Genomic DNA, 26,948 nt, shown 5'->3' on the forward strand with positions numbered 1-26,948 from the left:
GGCGCATAGGTTGGACTTTGGCTGCGCTGGCGCTTTTGCTGCTTGGCGGCATGAGTCTGTTCCTCTACCTCAAAGCCCGTCCTTATCAGGAAGTCATCGATCACGGCCCCTCGCCTGCTGCGCAAGCCAATCCCTATCTGGCGGCAGAAATGTTCCTGCGCGAGCGCGGCCTCGCGGTCAGCCACGCCGAGACCTTGACGGTGCTGCCGCAGATTGATCCGCACAGCCACACCTTGTTGCTGTTCGGCGAGCGCGCACGGATGACGCCGCGTGAAGTCGATCAGGTGCTGAACTGGACTCGTGCCGGCGGGCGCCTGGTGTTCGTCGCCGAATCGTTGTGGGATGCGCAGACCGGGCAAAGCAATGATCTGCTGCTCGACAAGGTGCAACTGCACCAATCGCTGAGCAAGGACTTGAAAGATCCTCCCGAGGACGGGGAAAAGGACCGCTTCCCGAAACTGACCAAACTGTATCTGGAAGATGAAGACGCGCCGGCCTACGCCGGTTTCGACACCGACTTCCACCTCGACGACCCGAACAATGTCGCGCAAGCCTGGGCCAACAGCGCCAAAGCCACGCACATGATGCAACGGGTGTACGGCCTCGGCACGATCACCGTGGTCACCGATGCCGAGCTGTGGAAAACCCCGGCTATCGGCAAATACGACAACGCCTGGCTGCTCTGGTATTTGAGCGCCGACACCGACGTCACGCTGATTTACAACACCGCGCACGATGGCTTGTGGACCTTGCTCTGGCGCTACTTTCCGCAGGCCATCGTCGCCCTGCTCGCCTTGATCGGCCTGTGGTTGTGGCAGGCCGGCGTGCGTCACGGCCCGGTGCAAATGCCGGCGCCAGCGGGTCGCCGCCAACTACTGGAGCATCTGCGTGCCAGTGCCGATTTCCTCCTGCGCCACAACGGCCAGCAGGCGCTGCTGCAAGCCTTGCAACAAGACATCCTGCGCCGCGCGCGCCGCCGCCATCCCGGTTTCGATCAATTGAATGTCGCCGAACAATGGCTGGCGCTATCGCGCCTGACCCGGCAACCCACCCGCGCCATCAGCCAGGCCCTGAGCCCACGACCGAAGCAGCGTTTGTCCAGCGCCGAATTCAGCCGTCAGGTCGCTCATCTGCAAACTTTGAGGAACGCGTTATGACTGAACAGATCGAGCCCGGCAGCGCGACGCACGCCGCCCAGCAGCGCCAGCGTGCCAGCCAGTTGGCGCAGGCAGTGCGCAACGAATTGAACAAGGCGCTGATCGGCCAGGATGCGGTGGTCGACGCTGTCCTGACCGCGCTGATTGCCGGCGGCCATGTGCTGCTCGAAGGCGTGCCCGGCCTGGGCAAGACCTTGCTGGTGCGGGCCTTGGCGCGATGCTTTGGCGGCGAGTTCGCGCGCATCCAGTTCACCCCGGACCTGATGCCCAGCGACGTTACCGGTCACGCCGTGTATGACTTGCAGACCGAGCAGTTCAAGCTGCGCAAAGGACCGCTGTTCACCAACCTGCTGCTGGCCGACGAGATCAACCGCGCCCCGGCGAAAACCCAGGCAGCGCTGCTCGAAGCCATGCAGGAGCGCCAGATGACACTCGAAGGTCGCGCCCTGCCCATCGCGCAACCGTTCATGGTGCTGGCGACGCAGAATCCGATCGAACAGGAAGGCACCTATCCACTGCCGGAAGCCGAGCTTGACCGTTTCATGCTCAAGGTGCGCATGGATTACCCCGACGCCGATCAGGAGCTGAACATGGTCCGTCAGGTCTGTCGTTCGACCCGCGCCGACATGCTCGATGTGCAACCGCTGCGCACGGTGTTGCAAGCCAAGGATGTTCAAGCCCTGCAGCGCATCGCCAGTGACTTGCCGCTGGACGATCAGGTCCTCGATTACGCCGTGCGCCTGGCGCGCAGCACGCGCACCTGGCCGGGGCTGACCCTCGGCGCCGGGCCACGCGCCTCGATTGCATTGGTTCGCTGTGCCCGTGCCCGGGCGTTGTTGCGCGGCGGCGAGTTTGTAATCCCGGATGACATCAAAGGCTGCGCGCTGGCGGTGTTGCGTCATCGCGTGCGCATCGCACCGGAGCTGGATATCGAAGGCCTGCAGGTCGATCAGGTGCTCACGCAATTGCTCGATCAAGTGCCGGCGCCGCGCCTGTGAAACCGTCTCGGCTGCTGCTGATCTGGCTGGCCCTGCTGGTGGTTATCAGTATCGTGCTCGGCGCGTTGCAGGCGTTGCAGATCGACCTCCCGTCCAGCCTGATTTCGATCAACTGGGGTTTGCTCCTGGCGCTGCTGGCCTTGGCGGTGATCGACGCTGTGCGCCTCAGACGCCTGCCCTCGCCGCGCATCAAGCGACAGATGCCCGGCAGCCTGGCATTGGGGCGCTGGGCGGAGGTGAAGCTAGAGGTGGCCCATGAATTTGCCGAGCCACTGGCCATTGGACTCTTCGACCACGTTCCCGACGGCCTGGCGTTTGAACATCTGCCGATGCTTGTCGAGCTTCAACCCGGCCATGTCAGCCAGATCAGCTACCGTCTGCGCCCTCTCGAACGCGGGCATTTCAGCTTCGAACAGTGCGAAGTCAACCTGCCCAGCCCTTTGGGATTATGGTCCGGCAAACGCCTGCTCAGCGTCCGCGACGAGACCCGCATCTACCCGGACTTCGCCCGGCTTTACGGCGGCGAGTTGCGCGCCGTCGACAACTGGCTCAGCCAGCTCGGCGTGCGCCAGCGACAACGTCGCGGTCAGGGTCAGGAATTCCATCAGTTGCGCGAATTTCGCGAGGGCGACAGCCTGCGCCAGATCGACTGGAAAGCCACCGCCCGCCAGCGCACACCGATTGCCCGCGAGTACGAAGACGAAAGAGATCAGCAGATCATTTTCATGCTCGACTGCGGCCGGCAGATGCGCAGTCACGATGGTGAGCTGTCGCACTTCGATCACGCGCTCAATGCCTGCCTGTTACTCAGTTATGTGGCGTTGCGCCAAGGGGATGCGGTGGGCATGAGTACCTTTGCCGGTGATAAGCCGCGCCATGTCGCGCCGGTCAAAGGCAGCGGCCAACTGAATGTCTTGCTCAACGCTGTTTATGACCTTGGGAGCACTCAGCGCCCCGCCGATTATCAGGCTGTCGCCAACCAGCTATTGGCCCGCCAAAAGCGTCGGGCGCTGGTAGTGCTGGTAACCAATTTGCGCGATGAAGACGAGCAACTGCTGGCCGCAGTCAAACGCCTGAGCGCACAACATCGGGTGCTGGTGGCGAGCCTGCGTGAACAGGCGTTGGATACATTGCGCCAGACCACGGTGCAAACGTTGCCCGAGGCACTCGCCTACTGCGGCACCATCGATTTTCTCAATGCCCGCTCGCAACTCCATGAGCGGCTGACTGCTCATGGCGTTGCAGTGATGGATGTTCGGCCCGCCGAGCTGGGGGCCGGACTGGTGACAAGTTACATGAGCTGGAAAAAGACCGCTGCGATCTGACAGATTCGATCAGTTGGTGACTGCAACATACACAGCGCCGCTGTCCGAAGTGCCGTCGCTGTTTTCTACTTTGACGACCAGCGAAATCTGCTCCGTAAGGTTCATCGGCCGCCAGTGAGCCTGGTATCGCCCTCTGTGATCGGTAAACGACTCAGTGAACGGTGCTCCATTAGTGGAAACAAGGATTTTCCGTCTGGGCATGGGCTCTCGCCCCTCCTTGGCCACAATCAGCGCGGTCATGGAGACGTAGGTCTGCAAGGGAACCGGATTAGGCGACGCAACAACGGATTCCACCGCTGCTGGACACTCAGTGACGGTCAACCAGAGCGTTTTTACCACCCAGCCAGCCAAACCACCCTTTACCGACGCCCGCAATGCAGCCGCGCCTGCTCCTCCCAAGACAATGCGCGCCGTTGCCTTGCCTTCGGCATCCGTCAGGGTTGTCGGCAGCGAGGTGCGGTCGTACTCCCACATCACTTCGACATTGGCCAAGGGTTGCGCGGTACTGGCTGAAACGACCAGGACTTGCGCGGTCATCTGTTGCCCCGGATACCCGCTCGGATCAGCGCTGACCAGTTCCTTGATCTCCCGGGGCTCGTGCAGAACAAACGGTAAAGAAATCGATTCCGAATACAGCGCATCGCCCACCGTAGCGGTCAGTTGCGCCGCACCCGGTGTCGTCGGCACAAACCGTATCCGCGCTTCACCGTAGAAGTTGGTAGTGGTGGTCACCTCACCAAGGTCCGGACTGCTCCAGACAACCTTCATCCCCACCATCGGTCTGCCACTGATGCCCGACACAATAGTGATCTGCTCAGATACAGCCTCGCCCCAAAACAGCGTCTGACTGCTGCGCGAACGATCCGCAATTTTTACCACCTGCGCGCCTTGCCCCAGCGACATTGCAATAACCGGAGAAAGCCTGGCCAACCGCGCCGAGGAAAAGCGCAGGCCGAAACGCCCGTCCTTGATGTCGCCCGCGTTGAACCGATAGGTCATTCCAGCGCTCGAGAAAAGCCTGGGGTCACCCAGACGTGGCTCCTCGAAGCGCATGCCCAATTCCGTCGGCCCGGTGCCGGTCATGCCCAGCGTCAGGTGCTGGTCAAACAACGCGCTGCCCGCCGGGGCACTCACGCGCAATTGGTGCTGCCCCTTGCGCCGAGGGAACTCAGCGCTTTGACCCAGTGGCTGAAACGGTTGGGAGTCGAAACTGTATTCAAATCCGGCCCAGGGATCCCCTTCCAGCGCTAGAACCGGCATGGTTCGGCGCTCTTCAAAACGGTCATAAGGGCTGATAACCGACGCTGTCACCACATGTTCACCTGCAGTGGCTGGCGCAAAGGGAAAACCACTCCAGCCGTCGGCAGCCGTCCTGTGCTCTTCGGTGCTGCCGTCGCCTGTCCATTGAACAGGCACTTGATCCAGAGCGAGGTCGGGACGATAAGGGGAGCGTACCTTCAGCCACATCCACGCAGGATCCTGCCCAATGACCGGATCCACCGCAGATGCACGGACGTCTTCGATAGTGATTTTATTGTGGCCCAAGGTCATCGTATTGATGTCGCTGAAACCATGGGTATTGATAACGAACCGAAGTGCGAAGACACCGGGTTTGGTACTTTTTGAACAGTCCAGCGTCCAGATAAACCCGCTGTCATCCACAAAATTTTCGCTTCCGCGGGGTGGACTCAATTCGATTCCGAGCTCTGCCGCCGGGCTTCCACTCCATACCAGATCCATGGCAATACCCACTAAAGGGCTTAGCGCATTGGTGCGGAAGATATAGCGATGTACAGCGCCGATACACGGAAAGAGTGGCTGGCCCCTGAGATCGGTCATCTGATCCAGGACCACGGTCATTTCTTCATGGAGGTCAGGTGATAACAGTCGGCAAGAAAAATCCTTGTTCGTGAGAGTGTCGGTGCGCAAACTCACCTCGAAAATACTGCTGGTACTTTCGATACGATCAGAGCTGAACAACCAACTCAGATCTTCCCCTTCGCGCAATATTCTCGGTACGTCAAGGTCGCTCACCGCCAGACCGTTCTCTGGATTTTCGTTCTGCCATCCGAGCGTAATTGCCTCGCCAATCAACGGGCTGCCCGCTAATGCCCGGACCGTCAGGATGTGCCTCTGGCCGCGCTTGCATGCGATTCCGTCATTGGCAATCGGAACGACATCAAACGTGATGCTGACCTTGTCCTTCCATTCGTCTCGTGCAAACGCCGTGACCGAAAATGAGTGTTCATCTGCCGGCCCGCCTTCGTAGGCACTCACACTGGCGGTAATCGTCTCGTTGCTCAAAGCCGTCAACGGTCGGTAATACAGGCTGGCCCAGCCCCCACTGCCGGTACGAGACTCGACAATGCCCTCGGGGGTTTGCCAGTCGACGATCGCATCAATCACTGGCTCACCGGCACCTTTGTCAGTGACATGCACCACCTGCACCCGCATCAACGTCTTTTCGGAGTTCTCGACGACCGGTGAAATATTCGGGCCGCGCGTGTCAGCGATCCTGACCTTGTTGCGCGCCAGCGACATGGGTTTACGCGGCGATGGCAGTAACAGCTTCGAGCAGACCAATGACAGTTCGAAGCGACCGTCCAGCCAGTCCTCGCAGGCCAGCGTCCAGAGACTATCGTCCCCATCGAAAGCGACCGGTTGCTGGAGTGGCGGGTTGACCGTGACCTTCAGCTCTTCATGCCCGACGCCGCTCCAGTGCAGCGATAGATCAGTCGCCAGCAAAGGGCTGTCGGCGGGCAAGCGCACAATGAAGGGGTAATCAGTGCCGCGATTGGGATAACCGGTCGCGCTCCACTGGGTTACCTGCCCTTCGACAACGCAACGCAAGTCCATCCAGGGATCGGTCGCCAGCACCGTGACCGAAAACTCGAGAGTCACCTCGCCACTTGGGTAATAAGGACTGTCGACCGAAGCTGTGAGAATGAAATCGCCTGCTTGCTCAGGAACGAAATCGAAGTAGACCAAGCCTTGTTCATCGGTAGTGCCGGTGCCCAGCACACCTTGCCCGGCAGTCGTCCACCTGACTTCCCGGCCATCAATCGCCTGGCCGGTGTAGTACGAGAGAACCTGCACACCCAAACGGACGCTTTGCGCACAATCCAGGACAGGGTAATAAGCCGCGCTCTGTACTTCGCGAAGCGCTAATCGGTGATGCCCCAACGACACGTCAATCGTGTAAGGCTCGGCGTTGTACTGGTTCACCAGACTTATCGTGAAGTCATGAGCCTTTTCCTCCCCCATATCCGGGCAATCGAGCAACCACTGCGACGGTAGCGGCTGATCGGCTCCCCAGTCGGGGGTCGCCTTGACTGATTCCATCGGGTTGCCGTGAATGATCAATGCGATATTCGTATCCAGCCAGGCGCTGCCGTCTGCCGGAATAAAAGACAGGCCGTGGGGAATGAACAGAGAGTCGTCCGGGTCATCGCCAAGGGAAGCGCCCAGGCAAAGGTATAACGTCTGGCCTGGTGGCAGATCTTCGCTATCCAGTCGCACCGTCTGCAGTTGCAGCGGTTCAAGCTTCAGTTGCAGGTCGATTCGAGTGATGCAGATTGCCGAACGATTGTCGCCTGCGTTGTCAGGGACACCGCTGACCTCGAAGCTCAATGCGTCATCGCTCACGAATTCCAATTGATCCAGCGACCGTTGATACGCGCGCGGCTTGAATTCAAGCGGCTGTCCCGCCAGCCGTCGGGCGTTTTCGAGCTCCGGATTCCGACCTTCTTGCGCCGTGAGCTCGATGCTCATCAACACTTCACCGCGCTTGCGGATGTGCAACCAGCCCGATTCGCCCGACCATGAAACGCCGGGCCGCAGTTCACATAAAAACGTCAGTTCGTAACCGGCTTGTGCACCGGGGGTTTTGGGAGCTTTGACTTCCTGTGTGGCCGAAGCCCCGACACCGACCTCCATGAAATTGACTAACTCGCCATCATAAAACTCGCTCGCCAGGCCAACCCTACCGCTGGTACGCCACTCTTTGAGCCGATCATTGAAGTCACCATTTAGCAGCAGGCTTTCATTTTTTTGCACGACGGGCTCATTCATGATCGCTGGCTCCGTTGCGTTGGCGCGCCATGTAGGTGTTTTCAGCCTCGGTCACCAGGTCTGTGACCTTTTGGACGTACGTCGGCTCGCCGGCCTTGATGGAGTACCGCACGCGAAGAATGATATTGGTCAAGGATTTGAGCATTGCAGCTTGTGGCTGATTAAGCGGGCGAGGAAAACTCAGCCGCCAATGGGAAACGGCACCCGTGTATTCAAACGGGTTGAGCAATCCTTCGTCGGGTTTCTGGTGGGTCTGGCCATTATCGCCAAGCCCGACCGACAAAACGATCTGCTGACCGCTGCGCAGGTTGAACAGCAGATCGCCAGGTGCGATTGCGGTGGGCTTATGCAAATACTGCACAGACTGTGTGGTCGGTCGGGTCGCGGTCACGCTACTGATCTGCAGCAACGTTGCCCGCACATCCTCGTAGGGACCGGCCAGCACAGGCAGATCGACTTCCACCGAACTGATCTGCCGGCAGAAATGGCCAGGATGATCACGGTCGAACAACAACTGGGTCAGTCTGAACTCCAACACACCTGTTGCCATCAATTGCGCGTGTGCATCTGCCCAGCTGGTTATGCCCTCTTGAGGCTCGATTCTGTCGTCGAACAACTGCCGCAAGGAAATGGTTTTGATCAGTTCCGGCCGCCGCTCGTAGCTTTGCAAGCGCCTGCGCTCCTGGTCCAGCAGGTACATATGCAGTTGTTCACCCGAGCCCAGACCATAACGGTGATCGAGCCAGGCCTGAGGCAAAGGGACGGGGGCATCATAATCCCCGGTTTCGGCAGCCAGTGAAGCCTGAGCACTAAGGCACAGGCTGACGACCGCGTCGTACGCCTGATAGTGCAGAGCCTTGAGCTGGCCAAGCATCCAGCCGAACAGCTCGGCATTGCTCGCGCGTTTTTTAAGGAAGTTGTACATGGTCAACGCTTGGCTGTTGGCCCTGAGCGTCTGTTCAAGGCTGGATCTCGCCGCGTTGACCGCATGGCTTTGCGCTTCGATCTGCGCATCGATTGCGCCCACCTCCGCCAGCGCCTGATCGCGTTGCAGCGCCCACTCACTGCGGCGACGGCGATAACCTTCAGTGGTGGCCTGTCGATCGGCGTCGATTTGCAGCAGTGACGAAGAAACCTCCAGGCCGAAAGCCACCGCATCGAAAGTGTGTTCGGGTTTGAAGCCACCGTTGGAAGTACCATAGATTTTTGGCAACGCCGCGATGACGCCCCCTGCCACCCTGACAACTTTGGCCTGCAGTGCTGATGTCTTCGACTGCTGCAGACTGGCCATGACCTGATACTCGATCGGCGAAACGTTTTCGCTGTAACGCATTGCATAGGCGTCGGCCCGATCCTGCGCCATTGCCCGACTCTGCTTCAGCGCTGTGACATTCGCCTCCAATTGGGCGATGGATTGTTCCTGTACCGTTTCGGCATAGCGACCCAGCTCGAGCAAATGGTTCTGCTGCGATTCTTCCTGCTCGGCACGGTCGCGTTGCTCAAGCAGACGCAGCACCAGACTGCCGAAATCCCGCAGGCTCTGTACCCCGCGCAACGCGACTTCGAACGTGACCCGCCAGCGATACGCATTGACCACCAGGCGCCCGCCCATCGGTCTGGGCCCGGCCGCGCTACCAGCGGCCAGATCGCGGAGCAATTGCCTGGGATCGGTCATCGGGCTGAACAGCAACACGTCCAGCGGTTTGCCATCGATCGTGAGATTGTTGCGCAGGTTATCAAGGCGTTGCTGCGGCTTTGCAAACAGGTCGAGCAGCGATTGATTGATCGGAATTCTAAAAGGTTCGCAGGCCAACAAACCCAGGATCGGCGGGGTGTCGGAAGCGATCGGGTAATCCGCCAGGTTGAAATCCAGCGTTTTTTCAAGCGCTTCAAGCAGGGGTCGCGATTCGCACTTGTCCAAGAGGTTTTCCACGGTGTCGGTCTGCCAACGAGTCGCTGTGTCGGCGGTGGGCGCCTTGCCCATCAGAAACCCGGCCTGGACATAGCAAAGCTTGGCGGCCACCAGACTGTCACGGGTCAATTGTCGGTAATACCAATCGCCCCACGCCATCAGGTTTTCTACGTAGTCGGTGAACATCAGGATCTGAAAATGTGCGGGTGCGGCATAGCCAATGGCATCCGGATCAAGGGGATTCTGGATTTCCCACCCTGGATTGCCCGGCGCTGTTGCGATATCCAGAGGCCGGCAACGCCAATACGCCGGTTTCGGGTTCGCGATCGGAACCGGCGGATTGGCCGGATCTGCGGTGGCCTGTGGATCGAATACGTAATGCAGCCAGCTCTGCGCTTCCTGAAAGCGTTCTTCGTCGCGCAACCGGGTGGCGATCAAATGCGGCAGATGAAAAAACAGCTCCCAGAAGTTCAGACCATTGGCACCGTCGAAGGCACCATTGGGTGGTTCAACGAACTCTGCGCCGATCGGCGACGGCTCGCGAATGAACTGGTTGGACCAGTCCAGCACGGCGTCCACGGAAATATTCGAGCATCTCACCAGTTCCGAGCCAAACAAGGAATTGAGCCGAATGAATTTCAACGCCAGTCCAGCTTGATTGAATGAAAGAAACTGTGCCCCGTCGGTACTGTTCTTGTGCAGAGCTGGCGGGACGAAATCCATGAGATCGACAATCGTCAGGTCGAACTCTTTCTGTCCTGTCGGGGAAGTGGGAGAGGCGAATGAAAAAGTGACTGGCGTGGGCCAGGTGCCTTTCGTCCGCGAGGAAGTCCACGACTGAGTTACCCAGCCCCCGCCTGCATCCTGTTCTTCGAGGATCGGCGGCGGGTCACTATCAGAAGGCTGACCTGTAATTTGCAGCTCCATTTTCAACCGAGCGCTGTCCAGGCCCGTGGGGCTGCAAAAACCCTGCACCGTCAGCACATCTTTGTCATCCGCGCGCGTTGCCATAACGTGCAGGTCGAGATAGGGCGTCAGGGAACCATGGGTCTTTATGCGAGTGACAACAGTCACCTGACTGTTCAGTGGGTGCTGAACCGTATCGTTGCTGACGAATCGCTCCTCAAGCGCCAGATCCAGCCATGCGCCACCGTCCAGAAGGGGGCGCATCAGAACGTCGTAGACACCATGCACCCGCAGACTGCCGGATGGCAAAGATAGGTTGCCCGTCAGTAAAATCCCCAACTTGCCCTTCGGATTCAGATAATCGACCTGCACCGTCGCAATCAGTCTGGAGCTCGCCAAACCCTCGTCCTTGTGTTCTGAACTGTGCACACACAACGGCGCAGACCACTGCCCGTTCTGCTTCATGAATGCCAGATTGATCACCAGTTTGCTCGGGCTGAGCGACTCCGCTGCGCTAGCGACTACCGCGTCCCTCCATTCGGCCCAGACCACACACAACCGGCCATTCCAGAACAGCGGGCGGATATCCAGCACCTGATCGGCGGTCGGGATTTCCACGGCCTGCCATTCGCTCCAGACCGCCGGATTGACCGCAACGCTGGTTGCGCCCAGTTCGATCTCGGCCTTGCGCCAGAAATACTGAAACGGCTGCACCCTCTGCCGCCCCAGAAAGTAGTAATCAGCTTTGGCCGGTGTCACGCCGTCCATGAAACAGCTGATCACATCGAGATCGCAGATTTGTTCGAATGCCTGCAAATAATCCTGCAGCGCCGCCTGCACGGTATCTTTGTCCAGACGGGCCTGGTTCAGGTTGTTTTCCAGATTCTTGAACAGACTGGTTTTGCGCAATCGCACCGATGGAACGACGAAGTTTTCCGCATAGCATGGAACCTGGTGGAGCACGGTCCAGTCGGGATAATTGCAGAAAATCTCCCATTCGCGCAGATGACGCTTGTCGAACTCGTGATCCCGGAATCCTGGTTCCAGCTTTCGATACACCGCATGGATGTACTGCTGCACACAACTTATCGCTTCGGCAACTCTGGAACTCTTGACCTGATAAGTATCCAGAGGATCCATGCGCAGCAATTCAAACAAGTCTTCAGGTGTTTTCAGAAAAGGGTATTTATCATTGGCCACTTGACCGATGCAGTACTCAAGAAGTGCCGAGCGACGTTTTTCCAGCAGCCCGCCAATATTACTCAGTGCCATGATCTTGCTCCTTGGAATATGGCCCGGGGGAAACGTTCGCCAGGCAGTACGCAACGCCCTGCCGCTACTCCCTGGCAAAGGTAATGGCATTGGGGAATATTCTTTCGCTTTCCCCAGACTGAGAGCGAACGCTGAACACGAATGTGCCGCCCGTCTTGCTTGAGACAAAAACCCGGGTAAGCCCCTGCTGATCAGTGAACCCCTGCGCCGGCCGAATAGTGACGGCATCCATCTCCGCGGGCGGAACGCTCTTGCCGAACCACTCCACGAGCGAGTTTTGTCCGCGGTTTCCGTAGTCGTCCTCCAGCACCGCATACAGTTCTACTTCGTGACCGTATTTCACTGTTTCCAAAGGCGTAGGTGAAAGTTCTGCAATAGGGAACGACAACGTAGTGAAGTCGGCAGTTATTTCTATGGGAGGGGCGTATTGCGGCTCGAACAAGTCCAACCAAAGCATTGGCGTGTCGCGGCCCATGACCTTGCCGGGGATAAACTCGGCCAAAAGTGTCCCGTCCGTTCCCGTCGCCTTGTATTCAATGGTGCCCAATGTGGCGCGCCAATAAACATTGACGCCACTCAGCGACTTTCCATTGGCGTCTTTGAGGGTCACTTTATAAGTGACTTTTTCGTCTGGCTTGTTAGCCACGACGGTGCTGTCATCCACCACTTCGCACGTGATTGTGACCAGCCCTTTGACGTCGCCTGGAACATGCACGATCGGGGCACGAGTATCGGACTCGCCGAGCAGGGCATGTTCGGCGGCATCGGCATAGGATTTTTTGTCGACGGTTTCGGGCAGATTACCAATGAGAAAAATCGTTAACGCATCCATGCCGCTCTCGGTGGACAGCGCCAGCACGCGCATCAACAAATCGAGCTGGGGAAGGTTTTTCAACACCTTCAGGTCGGGATCGATGCGGCTCACACATTCGCGCACTTCCTGAACGCTCCAGCCAAAAAAATCGGCCAGTTTGATCGCCGCCGCCTGTTGTGCCAGCCATCTCGCATCTCCGGTGACATCCGGCAATGCGTTGACCTGGCGCAGGTAGTCCAACAGCTTCTGTGGCGGTTGGCCGCTCGAGGCTGAGGCGAGGGCAAAAGCGCGAGTGAGCATGGTCAGGTAATAAAGCGTGCGCACCGTCAACGCATGCTTGTCGTCCTGAACCAGCCAGTCCTTGTAGCCGCTATCCAGATAATCCTGCAACAGCGCCGCGCTTAACCCCAGTGTCGACACCACCTCACTGCGCCGGCGAACTTCAGCCAGTAGATCGAATGATGTGTCGGCAACTCGGAAGCGAATTCGGCCGGCCCCTTCGCTCCCCGCATCCGCTTGCTCCAGCACATGCAGCAGTAACTGATGCACCGTGACGTCCGCCCAGTTCAGGACCGGCAATGCCTGATCCACGCCAACGCCGGCGTATGCCGCCAGCGTCTCCTTGACCAGCGAAGTCTGCGCATCGCGCATCTGTAAAAACGCGCTGACCATGTTGTCGATGATGCTCTGCCGCAACGCTGGCTCGATCTCACCCAAGGCGCTGTCGACCGCCCAGGCGATTTTTTTATGGACGGAGGCCAGATACATCTCAGCGCTTCCCTCCGGAGGCAGGATCAAACCATGCCCGTCGGTTATCGGCCCCAGGCTGTCGGCGGATGTCGCGAGAAATTCGATCCAGTCCGCGGCCCCGGCTGCCGGAACGCCTGCCATGAGAAACGTACTATTGGACAACTGTGCAGTCGGCAGCAAATTGCGAATCTGCTCGAAAAACTGCTCATCCTGTTCGGATGGATCCTGAGCCGCTGGCGCAGCGACCGCATGCTGCAACACCCACAACACCGGCAGATTGTTTTGCGCGCACCACTGCACGCAACTTTGCATAGCCTCGATCAGTTCCAGCGCATCCGGTGAACCGTCCGGTACATCGTGGATGACAGGAGTACCGGCCAAGCCATTGACCCAGTCATCGCCGCCCAGGATCGATAGCATCAGCACGCCTTCAACCGGAGTGATGTTCAACAGCCGGGCCAGCCTCACCAAACGGTAGAAGCTCGAGATGATCGCTGCGTTGCGCTTCAATTTGTCGGTAAAGCCATGAGCCTTGGCCACTGCGTTCGCCAGCACGTAATAAGTCTGCGGATCAATCGCCAGACCACTGCAGAGCTGGCTGATCGTCAGATCCACCTCGCCCGGTATCGGCGCCACCGCAAACTCATCGTTGTCGAGCTTGAAAGGCTCGCGATAACCAGTTTGAAAATTGAACACCTGATCGAATTGCGAGAGCGCTTCACCGCGGCCATAAACCGACAGCTCACCCACAAACACAGCAAAGTCCGCGGCGGTGCATTCGTAGCGCTCGCGCAACGTCTGGAACAACCCAAGCGCATGAACCGCGCCACTGGAGATGTCCATCTCGTTGCTGTGACCTTTCGTTGAATTGCCGCGCCCTGTTGCCCGGATGACCGATGTCAACACTGCGTCCACCTGTTCGAACGGCAATCCTGTCCAGTTGGCCAGGCGCACCATCTGATTTATCCGCGTATATCGGTTGAACCCGATGGCTTCGTCGGGGCTGACCGTCAATCGAAGGAGAGGCATGGTTGCAGGATCGATACGCACCGCCGGCGCAGTACCGTCATTTATGTAAACCGAACCCGAGCGCTCGCTTTCAGGCTGCTCGGGCGTTTCATCCGGGTAGGTCACATTGGCCGAGCGCACGGGAGTAAAGTCGCCAATCGACAGCAGGGCTTCGATCTGTCGACTGTCGAGTTTGGTGCGCCCACCCAAGAACACCACCTGATTGAGATTCTGGTATTTGTCGAGGTTGGTGGTACCAAAGTTGTGCGCAAAAAAAGCTTCGCGAAGCTCGAAATCCGCACGCGGTTCTGTCAGCAACAGGCGCTGATAAGGGCCAAGCCGCGAGGCGTGGGCGAAACCCTTTGCAGTATTGGCACCTCGAGCATTGGCTTGCAGAAAATAGGGATAAGCCAGGTCGACCCGGTGCTCGAAGTCGCCCACCGACAGGTCATGAAACTGCGCGATACCATCAATTGTGACCCAATGCTGGTAATAAGGCAGACCATTGGGGTAGCGGGCTGCGATCAGCGCGTCTTCGATGGATTCGATATCCGTTTGCGCCGCGATGAATTTCTCCAGCACCTCAACGATGATGTCCACAGAAGAGATCGATTGATAAACCGCATTGAAGTCGACGTTCAGTGCCAAGAGATCTGTGCGCCGGTTATGCAGCGAGAAATCGTCTTCCTCTCTGATACCCTCCAGACGGTCACGAACCCAGCGCAACAAGTCGATCAGATACGCCACTGGCGACCAGATGGACTCCAGCGCATCTGGCGGGCACAACGCGGAAAAATCGGTACCGATCAGAGCGTGATAATTGGGACCGTCCACGATCGATAACAAACCGCTGGAGCTGCGCTTTGGCGCGGGCCTGGTGCCCCTCAGCGTCTGCTCGATAAATTGGCGCCGCTGAGACGTGGCTATGCTATTGGCGCCGCGCCAATATTGTTGCGCTTGCTCAACGCTGAGCTGATGCTCTTGGACCATGCGTTGAACACCCCTTTCAACCAGTGGATAAATTGATCCACCGTTTTGCAGGTATGTCTCGAGGTTCTGCAGTCCGACGTTCTGTGCTCGTTGTTCCTCGCTGAACAACTCATCGAACAGCTGCAGGGCGGGACGGCGCGAATCAACCATGATCAGATTCCTTTAGGCGACAACTGGCCCGCGCAACCTGACGTCCTTCGTCAGGCTGCACATTCAGTGAGTACGATTGAGCGCTTCGAACGCCGTCAAGTCCACTGTCAGTTCTGACAGTTTTGATAGCCGTTCGTCGGAAGCCGGGTTTCAGGAGTCGGCGTGGGGCAAGCGCGCAGCTTCGACTTCAAAACGCGCACTGTCGGCCCAATCGGACATCGTTGCGTCATCCGCTGCTTCAGTCAGCGTCTGCCGGAATCGGTACCAGTTGCCCGCCAGAGGCAGTGCCCTTATCGCCGCCCCGCGCCACTGCTCATCGACCACGGGTACCTGAGCCAGCCACTGAATATCCGGGTTGTACCAACTCACGATGGCGCCCACGCCCGGACGGCCCTTGCCGCTGAACTGCACTGGATGACTGACCCAGCGTCCGGCTGCAGGCCCATCGAGCACAGGTCGGAAAGTACCCAAAATGACCGAGCGCAGGGTTTCAAATGATTCGAACCCGTCCAGAGATGCGACTGCCTCCAGCCGGTAAAGCCCCCCGCCGAGCAGACTATCGAGCATCACTGACCAGGTGCGATTTTCCTGCACGACGGCGCTTGCCGGCTCGGAACGCGCGGCACCGACCAGGGTCACCGTGACCGTATCGCCCGGCACGCCAAAACCGCACACCACCACCTGCTGCCCGATGGCATCGCCCTCGATCGGGGTTTCAATGAAGGGTGCCGCTGGCACAATGTCAAAGTGCAGCGGCTCGCTGTCTTTCGACTCTTGTAGTTTGCCGCTTTCATCCATGAAACTTTGCCGGGCCCAGATCGTTTTGCTGCCCACCGGCAACGTCACTTCGGCTTGCCAATTGCCCGCCCAATCCACAATGACATCACTGAGCAGAGGTTCGGCAAGCCCTTGCAGACAGACTTCGACAACCCCGCCCCTCATGCCCGTACCCTTGAGCAACGCGGTTCGTGGCAACTTGCCGTGTTGTATCGGCTGGAGAAATTCTGGCGGTAGCAGCACCACCGTCAATTCATGCTCGTCACTGTGTAGCGACGGTCGACCGTCCAGTGTCTGCTGGGCGTCAAAGGTGTAGAGCCTGAATTGCTCGAGGCTCAGGTCAATCGACCAGTTGCCATCCTGGCTCAATATTTTCGGATCGCCCAAGGGACGATCAAACTGCTTGTCGCGCAGTTGCAAAGTGGCGCCCACCATACCCATCGTGCCCTCGACCGTTACAGCACGACCGACTTCCGAGCCGTCCGGCGGCTGGGTAATCACTGGCGTGACCATCGCTCTCCTGACAATGAAGGTCGTGGACGTCGGCTGCGAAGTTTGCTGCGCGGCGACTTGGGTTACCGTGACGGTATGTGTGATATCCAGGGCAAATTCTTTGTCGCGCCTGAACTGCCACGTGCCAGCACTGACGATGCCCTTGTGCACAATGCCGGTTTCGTCGCTGTACTCAATGTTCACGGTTGCACCCGGCCAGCACGTGCCGCTGAACCTGGGCGAAAGTCCGTCATCTTCAGGCTCGTTCAGGCCAGGGGCCTGCGGCGGGATGGTGACTTTGAGGACAAACCAGTTTGGCGACTGGTGACCGTCGAGAAATTGCTTTATGTGTACTTCACGTTCGAACGAGGGTCCCCAAACGCTCGAAGCCTGGGTGGACCACCGCCCGCCGACGACCTCCACTTCAGGCGCTTCAAGATATGGGCTATTGGGCCTGCGTGGCTGTACCAAGGCTCTGTTGAAACCTTTGCCGCTGAAGGTCGGTTGGTAGTCGCTGGTGAATTGCACATCACTGACATCGGGGAGGATATTTTTTACTTCGAAGGTCAGCGGCAGCGAGTCGATCCAGCCGCTGGCGTTGTCGGCGATTCTCTGTATCACCTCAACTGCATAAGCGCCTAACGACCAGCCGGTTGCAGTGCTTTGCCAGGTTCCGTCCTGCTGTATCGTGACATTAGGGGGCGTGGCCGGTGGCTCTGCGCCCGGGTGACTCTTGATAGTGAATTGAATCTGCGTTTCGAGCTTCGGATCGTAATAACCACTACCGGAGAATGTAACCGTGGTTCCAGAGCTAATGATGATGGGCTGTTGTAACGTAGGCGGACGAACTTTGAAAGCACGCGGCGAGCCAGGTGGGTAGTCAACACCATTTATATTCAGAAAGACCACCAATGAATTCGGGCCTGGCGGCAGCGTAATAGAAGTGCTCCATATCGTTGTGGAAAGTACAGGAGTCCTTCCAACGACTCCGCTGAACTCCTTATAAACAATAACGCTGCCTCCCCTCCAGGCATCAATACCTGCAAGCGTAAAAGTTGTCTGCTGAATACCTTCAGGTGCAGTTATTACAGGAATATAACTTGGAGTATGGATCGGAGCGCTATATGTAGGAAGCAGTTGAAAATAACTAAACTCGTATTTCATCTCGGCGAGGATAGACCCACCACTCAAATGCTCTGAGATTGCTATTTCCCACTTACCGTCACCGGAAATTTGTTTGGGCTCGCTCAAATATTCTTTGGTGAGGTTGTTCATCAATCTGACCGCAGTACCCGGCGCGCCGCCCCCTTGAAAACCGGAAAACCGGTAGCGGAAAGATCTCCGTCCCACTCCTCAACAGCGGGAGGCGACCCGGTCCAGAAAAAAACCGAAGTAACAGGGCTTGGATTTGAATCGACCGAATACTGCCCCACCAACTCTCTGAGCATCGCTGGAACAGGAAAGGGACCGGGGTCCTGCCACGCTTCCCAATGATGGGTGGTCATTCCTTGGTACCACCCCTGCATAGTGTCTTTTCCTACGTCGTTCTCCCGATAGACGAGACTGACCCCTACGCGGGCATCCAAGGGGATGTAAAAAGCAATATCTCCCACGCCAGTGTAGAACTGTGCTCTCGTTAATTCTGGAAATTGAATGGGGCGCAGTGAATTTGAGCGGTCCGTAGACATGGTCAATACCTTGGATGTTATTCGTTATCCAAAGTAGGTCGCTTCAAATATTGGTACACCTGTCAACTCTGACAGTCCCGACCAGCGGTAACTATTCCCACGCCGCAACATGCAGACGTCCTTCAGCCATTAACACGCGGCTACATCGGCTTGCGCCGTTGCCTACACATCACTCAGAATCCGCCGGCTTGTGCGCTTTGAAGCTGCCCCGTAACGTGATCCGTGCCGCTGCCAATCAGTGGTCGGGTTTAGTCGCCCGGGGGTTTGTCATCAAGGTGTATAAGCGTCATCAAGTCGGGTAATCCCTATCCCCGCACTCGATGGTGGCTGTACGCAGGGCGCTTCGGCGCGCCGGTTTTTGGTGATACCCCCGGTCGACTAACCTGCGTCCAGCCGCCACCCTTTCGTTTAGTCGCGAGGGGTGAAGGCCCCAACCAAGGGTTATCACCATGATCAAACCAACACCCAATCCCCCTGAAACCGAAGACTCGACCTCCCCCTACGCTTCCCCCGATTCCACCAGACTCCACGAGGCCGCTGAAAAAGCCCTCAATCACTACCTGAAAAAACCCGCCGCTGCGCCGTCGTGCAATTCCGTCGATCGCGGCATGCAGATGTTCATGGTCGCGCCCGACATCAACCCCGAAGCGATGGCCATTCAAACCTACGAAACCTTTTCTTCGGTCAGCATTCTGCTGCTCGACCTGGCGGACAGCCTCGAGGACAAGCCGCGACATCTGGCGATGGCGATCTATCAGTTGAGCGAGATGGGCTTATTGCTGGCGGAAAAGGCGCTGGATCAGGAGCGGGCGATCGCGGTGGCGTGACGTAAAAATCAAAAGATCGCAGCCTTCGGCAGCTCCTACATCTGGAATGCGTTCCCCCTGTAGGAGCTGCCGAAGGCTGCGATCTTTTGCTGTTCAGGCAGAAGCGGGCAACGGCTGAAAACTGAAATACTGCTTCAGCGCCAGCACCAGTTGGCCGAACTCCGGCGGAGCGCGGCGCAGGATGAACCCGGCGTCGTAATGCAGCGGCGTGGCGTCTTCATGGCACCACACGCAACAGGCGCTGAAATCGATGACTTGCTGGCTGCCATCGCGGGCGGGGACCTTGAGGCGTAACTGAAAATCCACCCCGATCATCATCGGCAACTGGCTGATCAGCATCAGCCCGTCCGTAGACACATTGCCGAGAAAGCCGACGGGTTTGTCGGTGACGCTGTTGAACACTCTGAGGTAATACGGCAATTGATGCCGTTCGATCCGGCGGTCGGTAAACATGATGTGCTGTTCGCCATGCAGGGCTCCGTCACGGAGCCGCACCTGTGCTTCGGAACGAACCTGTGCGACAGGCCCGCTCTCCCCGCTTCCGGTGTGACGGTCGCGACAATCGCCGTCACCTTGTAACTGCCAGTCGCAGGTGTTGCGCCGTTATCGAGACAAGGCTCGAAACGGTTTCCTTGACTATAGCGGAGCTTGTACAGACGGCCAGATTTTGTACCAAAAGCGCGTCAGAAGCGCGTCGGCCGGACCACCGCAGCGGCGCTGCGTGTCGGGTAATGGCCCAGGCTCTGCAAGGTTTCCAGACGCGCGCGAGCGCGGTAGGCGTATTCGCTGTTGGGGTACGAAGCGATGATGAACTGGTAGGTCTGCACCGCGTCGATGTAGAGCTTCTGCCGTTCCAGGCACTGACCGCGCATCATCGACACTTCCGGCCACACGTAAGGGCGGGCGCGGCTGGCGCGTTCGACCTTGGACAGTTCGAGCATGACCTGCTCGCAGTTGCCGCGTTCATAGGCGCTGTAGGCGTTGTTCAAATGGTGGTTCATCGACCAACGGGTGCAGCCCGTCGCGGCGAGGACGCTGAGGGCAAGGGCGGCAATGGGCAACAATCGCATGGGGGTTCTCCTGTCTTGTGCTCTGTATCGACCCCAGGTCGGAAAACTTCAGACGCGCTGGTCGCAAAGTTGCCGCGTTCAATAAAGAAAACGATAAGTAGTGCATTCGAACAATGACTACACCCTTCGAGCATAGTAGCCTCTGCCTGCGCTTGAACTCAGGAGTCTTTGCATGTCCGTCCGTCGTACCAAAATCGTCGCTACCCTTGGCCCGGCCAGTAACTCGCCGGAAGTTCTCGAACAGCTGATTCTGGCTGGTCTGGACGTCGCCCGTCTGAACTTCTCCCACGGCACCCCCGACGAGCACAAGGCTCGCGCGAAGCTGGTGCGTGACCTCGCTGCCAAGCACGGCCGCTTTGTCGCCCTGCTCGGTGACCTGCAAGGCCCGAAAATCCGTATCGCCAAATTCGCCAACAAAAAGATCGAGCTGAAGATCGGTGACAAGTTCACCTTCTCCACTAGCCATCCGTTGACCGAAGGCAACCAGCAAGTGGTCGGCATCGACTACCCGGATCTGGTCAAGGACTGCGGCGTGGGCGACGAGCTGCTGCTCGACGACGGCCGTGTGGTGATGCGCGTTGAAACCGCCACCGCCACTGAACTGCATTGCGTGGTGACCATCGGCGGCCCGCTGTCCGACCACAAAGGCATCAACCGTCGCGGTGGTGGCCTGACTGCCCCGGCCCTGACTGAAAAAGACAAGGCCGACATCAAGCTCGCCGCCGAAATGGAAGTCGACTACCTCGCCGTATCCTTCCCGCGCGACGCCGCCGACATGGAATACGCCCGTCAACTGCGTGACGAGGCCGGCGGCACTGCCTGGCTGGTGGCGAAGATCGAACGCGCCGAAGCCGTGGCCGACGACGAAACCCTCGACGGCCTGATCAAGGCCTCCGACGCGGTGATGGTTGCCCGTGGCGACCTCGGTGTGGAAATCGGCGATGCCGAGCTGGTGGGCATTCAGAAGAAAATCATTCTGCACGCACGTCGCCACAACAAGGCCGTGATCGTCGCGACGCAGATGATGGAGTCGATGATCCAGAACCCGATGCCGACCCGCGCCGAAGTGTCCGACGTGGCCAACGCCGTGCTCGACTACACCGACGCCGTGATGCTCTCGGCCGAATCCGCCGCTGGCCTCTACCCGCTGGAAGCCGTGCAGGCGATGGCGCGCATCTGCGTCGGCGCCGAGAAACACCCGACCGGCAAGACCTCCAGCCACCGCATCGGCAAGGAATTCAGCCGCTGCGACGAGAGCATCGCGCTGGCGACCATGTACACCGCCAACCACTTCCCGGGCGTCAAAGCGATCATCGCGCTTACTGAAAGCGGCTTCACCCCGCTGATCATGTCGCGGATCCGCTCCTCGGTGCCGATCTACGCGTTCACCCCGCACCGCGAAGCCCAGGCCCGCGCAGCAATGTTCCGTGGCGTCTACACCATCCCGTTCGACCCGGCCTCGCTGGAACCGCACGAAGTCAGCCAGAAAGCCATCGACGAACTGACCAAACGCGGCGTCGTGGAAAAAGGCGACTGGGTCATCCTGACCAAGGGCGACAGCTACCACACCACTGGCGGCACCAATGGCATGAAGATCCTGCATGTCGGTGATCCGCAGGTCTGAGTGACCGGCAGCTGAAACGCAAAAGCCCCGCCATGTGAATGGCGGGGCTTTTTTGCTTATGATTCAACAGATATTTTGTCTGGTAAGGCCCTTTCGCGAGCAGGCTCGCTCCCACACTTGAAATGCAACCTCCTGTGGGAGCGAGCCTGCTCGCGAAGGCGTCTTAACACTCAGCGAAAAAACCCGCTCAACGCCGCCACCGCCTCTGGCGAACGCAGCCGCTGGGTAAACAATGCGCCCTCCTCCTCGATCACTTTGCGCAGCAGCTCGCGATCGGGGGCTCGCATCAGCTGCTTGCTGATTTGCACGGCCTGGGCCGGCAGCTCATCAAACCGCAGCGCCATTTCCCGGGCCTTGCTCAACGCAGCCGCGCCACTGTCCAGCGCGTCTGTGGCAATTCCCCATTGCGCAGCCTGCTCGCCGCTAAAGCCTTCGCCGAGCAATAACAACTCAGCCGCTTTCGCTTGCCCGAGCAAACGCGGCAGGATCAGGCTTGAACCGAATTCGGGGCACAACCCGAGGTTGACGAACGGCATGCGCAGCCGGGCGTCGCGGCTGACATATACCAGATCGCAATGCAGCAGCAGGGTCGTGCCGATACCCACCGCAGCACCGGCCACGGCGGCGATCACCGGTTTGCGGCATTCGAGCAGATTGAGCATGAAGTGAAACACCGGGCTGTCGAGGTCGCTCGGCGGTTGTTCGATGAAGTCGGCGATGTCATTGCCGGCGGTGAAGCACTCGGCGCTGCCAGTGATCAGCACGGCATTGACTTCGGGGTCGCTGTCGGCCTGTTTCAGTGCTTCGGCGAGGCGGCTGTACATGGCGCGCGTCAGGGCGTTTTTCTTGTCCGGGCGGTTGAGGCGCAGGGTCAGCAAACCGCGTTCGCGTTCCAGCAGGATGGCTTCGGTCATGGCGTGTCTCGCGTCTGAAAATCAGCGCTCAACCACGGCTCACAAACACGTCGGCCAGCAGTTGATTGCGCGGCAATCCGGCCAGGTACAGACGCTTGGCGAATGCGTCGACACTGGTCGTCGAGCCGCAGACTAAGGCCAGGGTCTGCCGGGAAACAAGGCGCAGTTGCGCCAAAGCGGCGGCCGACTCGGCCGCTGTCCACAGCTCGACACTGAGGTTCTCGCGCTGCGCGGCCAGTGCGGCAAGGGGTTTGGCCAGATAGTGTTCGCGTTCGTCATGGGCCAGGTGAATGACGCGGATGGCGCCTTGGTGATCCTCACGCAAGGCCTCACGCAGCACCCCGAACAACGGACCCAAACCAGTGCCGGCAGCCAGCAGCCACAGCGGCCGGGCGTGCCAGTCCGGATCGTAATGCAAGGCACCGCCGCGCAGTTCGCCAAGGCGGATCGAGTCGCCGATCTGCAGCTTGCGTGCGGCATCGATGAATTCGCCGGGCTGGCGGCAATCGAGGTGAAACTCGAGGAAGCGGTCTTCTTGCGGCAGGCTCGCCAGCGAGTAAGGGCGGGCGATGTGGCCGATCCACAGCACCAGATGCTGGCCGGCGCTGTAGCGCAATGGCCGCTGCGGGGTCAGGCGCAGGCGCAGAACGCTGTCGCTGAGCCAGTCCAGCGCTTCGACCACGGCCGGGCGGCCGTCGCTGATCGGGTCGAAGGTGTGTACCTGCAAGTCTTCGACCACCTGACACTGACAAGCCAGGCGCCAACCGTCCTGACGTTGCTCGGCACTCAAGGCATCCGGACGATTGTCGGCGGGCAGGCCCTGGATGCATTGCACCAGACAGGCATGGCAACTGCCGGCGCGGCAGCTGTAGGGCACGGCGACGCCGTTCTGATTGAGACTGTCGAGCAGGTTGCTGCCCGCCTCAACCGTCCACTGCCGATCACCGACGCGCAATTCAGGCATCAATGTTCTCCCACGCGGCGGCACAACGATTGCGCCCGTCACGCTTGGCCCGATACAGCGCCTGATCGGCACGCTGCAACGCCTCATCCAGATCATCGCCAACGGACAGCAGGGTCATGCCCGCCGACAGGCTCAGGTTGCGCACTTGCAGGCCCATCAATTCCACCTCACTGAAGGCGATGCGCAAACGCTCGCAACACGCGGTCAGGCGTTCGGCATCGCAGTCGGGCACCAGCACAACGAATTCCTCGCCACCATAACGCGCCAGCACGTCACCGTCGCGCAGACAGGCTTGGGCCACCCCGGCAAACGCCTGCAATACCTGATCGCCGGCGGCGTGGCCGTGCAGGTCGTTGATGCGCTTGAAGTGGTCCAGATCGATCAGCGCCAGCCCGTGCATCACGTCGCTGTCGAGCGCATTCAGCTCGCGGGAAGCGATGCGCAGGAAATGCCGGCGATTGAACAGCCCGGTCAGTTCGTCGGTGGCGACCAGATCTTCAAGCTGGCGCATCATTCCGCGCAGGGTGTCCTGATGCGCCTGCAAGGCAAACCGACGCTGGCGCTGACGTTGCCGGGAAACCTGGACAAAACGTGCGTAAAGCACCAGCCACGCCAAGACCATCGCCAGAATGCACACCTGCAAAGCTGCGAGCGCAGGCTCGGCCAAGCGGAAGTGGTAGGCGTCCCACAGGGTAATCGCGGAAAAACTGAAGAACACCAACAGCGCACAGCGGATGAACACCCGTCGGGTGAGATGGAACAGGCCGAACAGCAGGATCAGCACGTAAAACACCAGAAACGCGCCGCGCGCTTCGTCGACATGGGCGATCAGCCACGTCTGCCAGCCCAGGCCCATCAGCACTTGCGCTTCGGTCAGGCTGGGGTCGGCGAAGCGCTGGTTGCGCCCGCTCCAGAACATGGCGAAAAGGCTCGCCTGACTGATCACTACCAGCGCGCTGCCGATGGCCACGCCACTGAGCGATTGCTGGTAATGCCCGGTGAAAAACGCCAGCCACAGCAGCAGCAGAGCCAATCCGTAGGTGGCCGCAGCGAGGGCGAAGCGTTTGAGCAAAAGGCGTTGAATGGCGTTATGGGTCAATCGTTGACTCACCGTGCGATAGGAGGCTGACCGAGTGTCCTACTCTACAGACCGGATGCCACTTTAGAGGGCCGGTCGCTAAATGACCACCGATTTTCGGGCTCGAAAATTGACGTCAAATGCATGACCTGATTGAGCTGCATTGATGCCTGCACCAAGTCCCTGTGGTGAGGGGATTCATCTTCGATGGGCTGCGAAGTGGCCCCTTGCAACCTGTCAATCACACTGAGCTCACAGGTTTTACGACTGCTGCGCAGCCGAGCGGGGATAAATCCCCTCACCACAGGGTCATCCGACCAAAAGCCAATGTGCCCCCACCACCGAGGCGCGGTATACTGCCGCGCCTTTTTAGCGTCGCGCCACAAAGGGACAGCTACAAGCCGCAAGCCTGAAGCGGCAAGCTCAAGCTGTCCGCGTAATGCTTTAACTTGCCGCTCGAAGCTAGAAGCTTGTAGCTGCCCCATCGTGTTTTAGAGGAGCGCGACTCATGACCGTGATCAAGCAAGATGACCTGATTCAGAGCGTTGCCGACGCCCTGCAGTTCATTTCCTATTACCACCCCGTGGATTTCATCCAGGCGATGCACGAAGCCTACCTGCGCGAAGAATCGCCAGCGGCCCGTGATTCGATGGCGCAGATCCTGATCAACTCGCGCATGTGCGCCACCGGCCATCGCCCGATCTGCCAGGACACCGGTATCGTCACCGTGTTCGTCCGTGTCGGCATGGACGTGCGTTGGGATGGCGCCACCATGGGCCTGGACGACATGATCAACGAAGGCGTGCGTCGCGCCTACAACCTGCCGGAAAACGTCCTGCGTGCCTCGATCCTTGCCGACCCGGCAGGCGCTCGCAAGAACACCAAGGACAACACCCCGGCCGTAATTCACTACTCCATCGTCCCGGGCAACACCGTGGAAGTGGACGTGGCGGCCAAGGGCGGCGGTTCCGAGAACAAGTCGAAAATGGCCATGCTCAACCCGTCCGACTCGATCGTCGACTGGGTATTGAAAACCGTGCCGACCATGGGCGCCGGCTGGTGTCCGCCGGGCATGCTGGGTATCGGCATCGGCGGCACCGCCGAGAAAGCCGCGGTGATGGCCAAGGAAGTGTTGATGGAATCCATCGACATTCACGAGCTCAAGGCCCGTGGCCCGCAGAACCGCATCGAAGAAATGCGTCTGGAACTGTTCGAGAAGGTCAACCAGTTGGGTATCGGCGCCCAGGGCCTCGGTGGCCTGACCACCGTGCTCGACGTGAAGATCATGGACTACCCGACCCACGCCGCATCCCTGCCGGTGTGCATGATCCCCAACTGCGCCGCCACCCGTCACGCACACTTTGTGCTCGACGGTTCCGGCCCGGCCTCGCTGGAAGCGCCACCGCTGGACGCCTACCCGGAAATCGTCTGGGAAGCCGGCCCGTCGGCGCGTCGTGTCAACCTCGACACCCTGACCCCGGAAGACGTGCAGAGCTGGAAGCCGGGCGAAACCGTGCTGCTCAACGGCAAGATGCTCACCGGTCGCGACGCCGCGCACAAGCGCATGGTCGAGATGCTCAACAAGGGTGAAACCCTGCCGGTCGACCTCAAGGGTCGCTTCATCTATTACGTCGGCCCGGTTGATCCGGTCGGTGACGAAGTGGTTGGCCCGGCCGGCCCGACCACCGCAACGCGGATGGACAAGTTCACCCGTCAGATCCTCGAGCAGACCGGGCTGTTGGGCATGATCGGCAAGTCCGAGCGCGGCCCGACCGCGATCGACGCGATCAAGGACAACAAGGCTGTGTACCTGATGGCAGTCGGCGGCGCTGCGTACCTGGTGGCTCAAGCGATCAAGAAGTCCAAGGTGCTGGCATTTGCCGAGCTGGGCATGGAAGCGATCTACGAGTTCGAGGTCAAGGACATGCCGGTCACCGTAGCGGTGGACAGCAAAGGTGAGTCGGTGCACATCACTGGCCCGGCGATCTGGCAACAGAAGATCAGCGAAAGCCTGGCGGTAGAAGTGCAGTAAGCCTCTGGCGTTATGAAAACGGCCGGTGCATCCGCAAAGATGCCCCGGCCGTTTTTGCTTGTTCAAACCAATCGCGATAACAGAATTTCCCATGCACAGAAAATGATCTTGCGCACCTGTCAGATCTGA

Annotated in this window: 16 protein-coding genes; 6 read left to right on the top strand and 10 right to left on the bottom strand. The window is 59.2% G+C overall.

Annotated elements, in window-relative coordinates:
• Window positions 1–50 precede the first annotated feature (50 nt).
• Genes FEE99_RS26040 through FEE99_RS26050 form a run of 3 tightly spaced genes read left to right on the top strand, consistent with a single transcriptional unit; the run spans window position 51 to window position 3,480 of the window.
• Entirely contained in the window at window positions 51–1,157 is a 1,107-nt protein-coding gene (locus FEE99_RS26040; protein ID WP_177327025.1) for a DUF4350 domain-containing protein, read from the top strand.
• Window positions 1,154–2,155, top strand: coding sequence for an AAA family ATPase (locus tag FEE99_RS26045; protein ID WP_143979083.1), 1,002 nt, complete (start codon window positions 1,154–1,156; stop codon window positions 2,153–2,155). The genes FEE99_RS26040 and FEE99_RS26045 overlap by 4 nt, the downstream gene beginning before the upstream one ends.
• Window positions 2,152–3,480, top strand: coding sequence for a DUF58 domain-containing protein (locus FEE99_RS26050; protein WP_041479814.1), 1,329 nt, complete (start codon window positions 2,152–2,154; stop codon window positions 3,478–3,480). Before FEE99_RS26045 ends, FEE99_RS26050 begins: the two co-directional genes overlap by 4 nt.
• A gap of 9 nt (window positions 3,481–3,489) precedes the next feature.
• Here FEE99_RS26050 and FEE99_RS26055 read toward each other — a convergent pair whose 3' ends face one another.
• The 5 genes from FEE99_RS26055 to FEE99_RS26075 all read right to left on the bottom strand — a co-directional run bounded on the left by FEE99_RS26055 (window position 3,490) and on the right by FEE99_RS26075 (window position 18,310).
• Complete coding sequence (locus tag FEE99_RS26055; protein WP_052392197.1) at window positions 3,490–7,551, bottom strand: Ig-like domain-containing protein; 4,062 nt, start codon at window positions 7,549–7,551, stop codon at window positions 3,490–3,492.
• Window positions 7,544–11,641 carry a Tc toxin subunit A-related protein gene (locus FEE99_RS26060; protein WP_041479816.1) on the bottom strand — a complete coding sequence of 1,366 codons (4,098 nt, stop codon included), beginning with the start codon at window positions 11,639–11,641 and terminating at the stop codon, window positions 7,544–7,546. Before FEE99_RS26060 ends, FEE99_RS26055 begins: the two co-directional genes overlap by 8 nt.
• 64 nt (window positions 11,642–11,705) lie before the next feature.
• Complete coding sequence (locus tag FEE99_RS26065) at window positions 11,706–15,353, bottom strand: Tc toxin subunit A (protein WP_041479817.1); 3,648 nt, start codon at window positions 15,351–15,353, stop codon at window positions 11,706–11,708.
• Between the two features lie 150 nt (window positions 15,354–15,503).
• On the bottom strand, window positions 15,504–17,897 hold the full coding sequence (locus FEE99_RS26070; RefSeq protein ID WP_447121739.1) for a hypothetical protein: 2,394 nt from the start codon (window positions 17,895–17,897) through the stop codon (window positions 15,504–15,506).
• Complete coding sequence (locus FEE99_RS26075) at window positions 17,897–18,310, bottom strand: hypothetical protein (RefSeq protein WP_447121740.1); 414 nt, start codon at window positions 18,308–18,310, stop codon at window positions 17,897–17,899. Before FEE99_RS26075 ends, FEE99_RS26070 begins: the two co-directional genes overlap by 1 nt.
• A 449-nt stretch (window positions 18,311–18,759) precedes the next feature.
• On the opposite strand from FEE99_RS26075, the gene FEE99_RS26080 reads away from it, so the two are divergent.
• A complete protein-coding gene (locus FEE99_RS26080) occupies window positions 18,760–19,137 on the top strand; it encodes a DUF6124 family protein (RefSeq protein WP_041479818.1) in 378 nt (125 codons plus the stop codon).
• A gap of 93 nt (window positions 19,138–19,230) precedes the next feature.
• Here FEE99_RS26080 and FEE99_RS26085 read toward each other — a convergent pair whose 3' ends face one another.
• Complete coding sequence (locus FEE99_RS26085; protein WP_041479819.1) at window positions 19,231–19,590, bottom strand: PilZ domain-containing protein; 360 nt, start codon at window positions 19,588–19,590, stop codon at window positions 19,231–19,233.
• 230 nt (window positions 19,591–19,820) lie between these two features.
• Complete coding sequence (locus tag FEE99_RS26090) at window positions 19,821–20,207, bottom strand: tetratricopeptide repeat protein (RefSeq protein ID WP_016773461.1); 387 nt, start codon at window positions 20,205–20,207, stop codon at window positions 19,821–19,823.
• A 172-nt stretch (window positions 20,208–20,379) separates the two neighbouring features.
• Here FEE99_RS26090 and pyk point away from each other — a divergent pair, with 172 nt between their 5' ends.
• Entirely contained in the window at window positions 20,380–21,831 is a 1,452-nt protein-coding gene (gene pyk, locus FEE99_RS26095; protein WP_024014116.1) for a pyruvate kinase, read from the top strand.
• A 170-nt stretch (window positions 21,832–22,001) separates the two neighbouring features.
• Here pyk and FEE99_RS26100 read toward each other — a convergent pair whose 3' ends face one another.
• The 3 genes from FEE99_RS26100 to FEE99_RS26110 are packed head-to-tail and all read right to left on the bottom strand — an operon-like array spanning window position 22,002 to window position 24,808.
• Complete coding sequence (locus FEE99_RS26100; RefSeq protein ID WP_041479820.1) at window positions 22,002–22,745, bottom strand: enoyl-CoA hydratase-related protein; 744 nt, start codon at window positions 22,743–22,745, stop codon at window positions 22,002–22,004.
• Between the two features lie 28 nt (window positions 22,746–22,773).
• Window positions 22,774–23,709: an iron-sulfur-binding ferredoxin reductase gene (locus FEE99_RS26105; RefSeq protein ID WP_041479821.1), complete on the bottom strand. Its 936-nt coding sequence runs from the start codon at window positions 23,707–23,709 to the stop codon at window positions 22,774–22,776.
• The gene (locus FEE99_RS26110) at window positions 23,702–24,808 is read right to left on the bottom strand and encodes a GGDEF domain-containing protein (protein WP_041479822.1); all 1,107 of its coding nucleotides are present in this window, start codon (window positions 24,806–24,808) and stop codon (window positions 23,702–23,704) included. The genes FEE99_RS26105 and FEE99_RS26110 overlap by 8 nt, the downstream gene beginning before the upstream one ends.
• Before the next feature lie 487 nt (window positions 24,809–25,295).
• On the opposite strand from FEE99_RS26110, the gene FEE99_RS26115 reads away from it, so the two are divergent.
• Window positions 25,296–26,819 carry a fumarate hydratase gene (locus tag FEE99_RS26115; protein WP_016773454.1) on the top strand — a complete coding sequence of 508 codons (1,524 nt, stop codon included), beginning with the start codon at window positions 25,296–25,298 and terminating at the stop codon, window positions 26,817–26,819.
• Window positions 26,820–26,948 lie beyond the last annotated feature (129 nt).

The sequence above is a fragment of the Pseudomonas sp. ef1 genome (genome assembly GCF_007293365.2).
Classification (GTDB): domain Bacteria; phylum Pseudomonadota; class Gammaproteobacteria; order Pseudomonadales; family Pseudomonadaceae; genus Aquipseudomonas; species Aquipseudomonas siliginis.

Coding starts and splice junctions, on each gene's coding strand:
- FEE99_RS26065 (WP_041479817.1), bottom strand. CDS start 15,353: ATGGTTGATTCGCGCCGTCCCGCCCTGCAGCTGTTCGATGAGTTGTTC.
- FEE99_RS26105 (WP_041479821.1), bottom strand. CDS start 23,709: ATGCCTGAATTGCGCGTCGGTGATCGGCAGTGGACGGTTGAGGCGGGC.
- FEE99_RS26070 (WP_447121739.1), bottom strand. CDS start 17,897: ATGAACAACCTCACCAAAGAATATTTGAGCGAGCCCAAACAAATTTCC.
- FEE99_RS26045 (WP_143979083.1), top strand. CDS start 1,154: ATGACTGAACAGATCGAGCCCGGCAGCGCGACGCACGCCGCCCAGCAG.
- pyk (WP_024014116.1), top strand. CDS start 20,380: ATGTCCGTCCGTCGTACCAAAATCGTCGCTACCCTTGGCCCGGCCAGT.
- FEE99_RS26040 (WP_177327025.1), top strand. CDS start 51: ATGAGTCTGTTCCTCTACCTCAAAGCCCGTCCTTATCAGGAAGTCATC.
- FEE99_RS26075 (WP_447121740.1), bottom strand. CDS start 18,310: ATGTCTACGGACCGCTCAAATTCACTGCGCCCCATTCAATTTCCAGAA.
- FEE99_RS26100 (WP_041479820.1), bottom strand. CDS start 22,745: ATGACCGAAGCCATCCTGCTGGAACGCGAACGCGGTTTGCTGACCCTG.
- FEE99_RS26060 (WP_041479816.1), bottom strand. CDS start 11,641: ATGGCACTGAGTAATATTGGCGGGCTGCTGGAAAAACGTCGCTCGGCA.
- FEE99_RS26085 (WP_041479819.1), bottom strand. CDS start 19,590: ATGTTTACCGACCGCCGGATCGAACGGCATCAATTGCCGTATTACCTC.
- FEE99_RS26115 (WP_016773454.1), top strand. CDS start 25,296: ATGACCGTGATCAAGCAAGATGACCTGATTCAGAGCGTTGCCGACGCC.
- FEE99_RS26090 (WP_016773461.1), bottom strand. CDS start 20,207: ATGCGATTGTTGCCCATTGCCGCCCTTGCCCTCAGCGTCCTCGCCGCG.
- FEE99_RS26080 (WP_041479818.1), top strand. CDS start 18,760: ATGATCAAACCAACACCCAATCCCCCTGAAACCGAAGACTCGACCTCC.
- FEE99_RS26055 (WP_052392197.1), bottom strand. CDS start 7,551: ATGAATGAGCCCGTCGTGCAAAAAAATGAAAGCCTGCTGCTAAATGGT.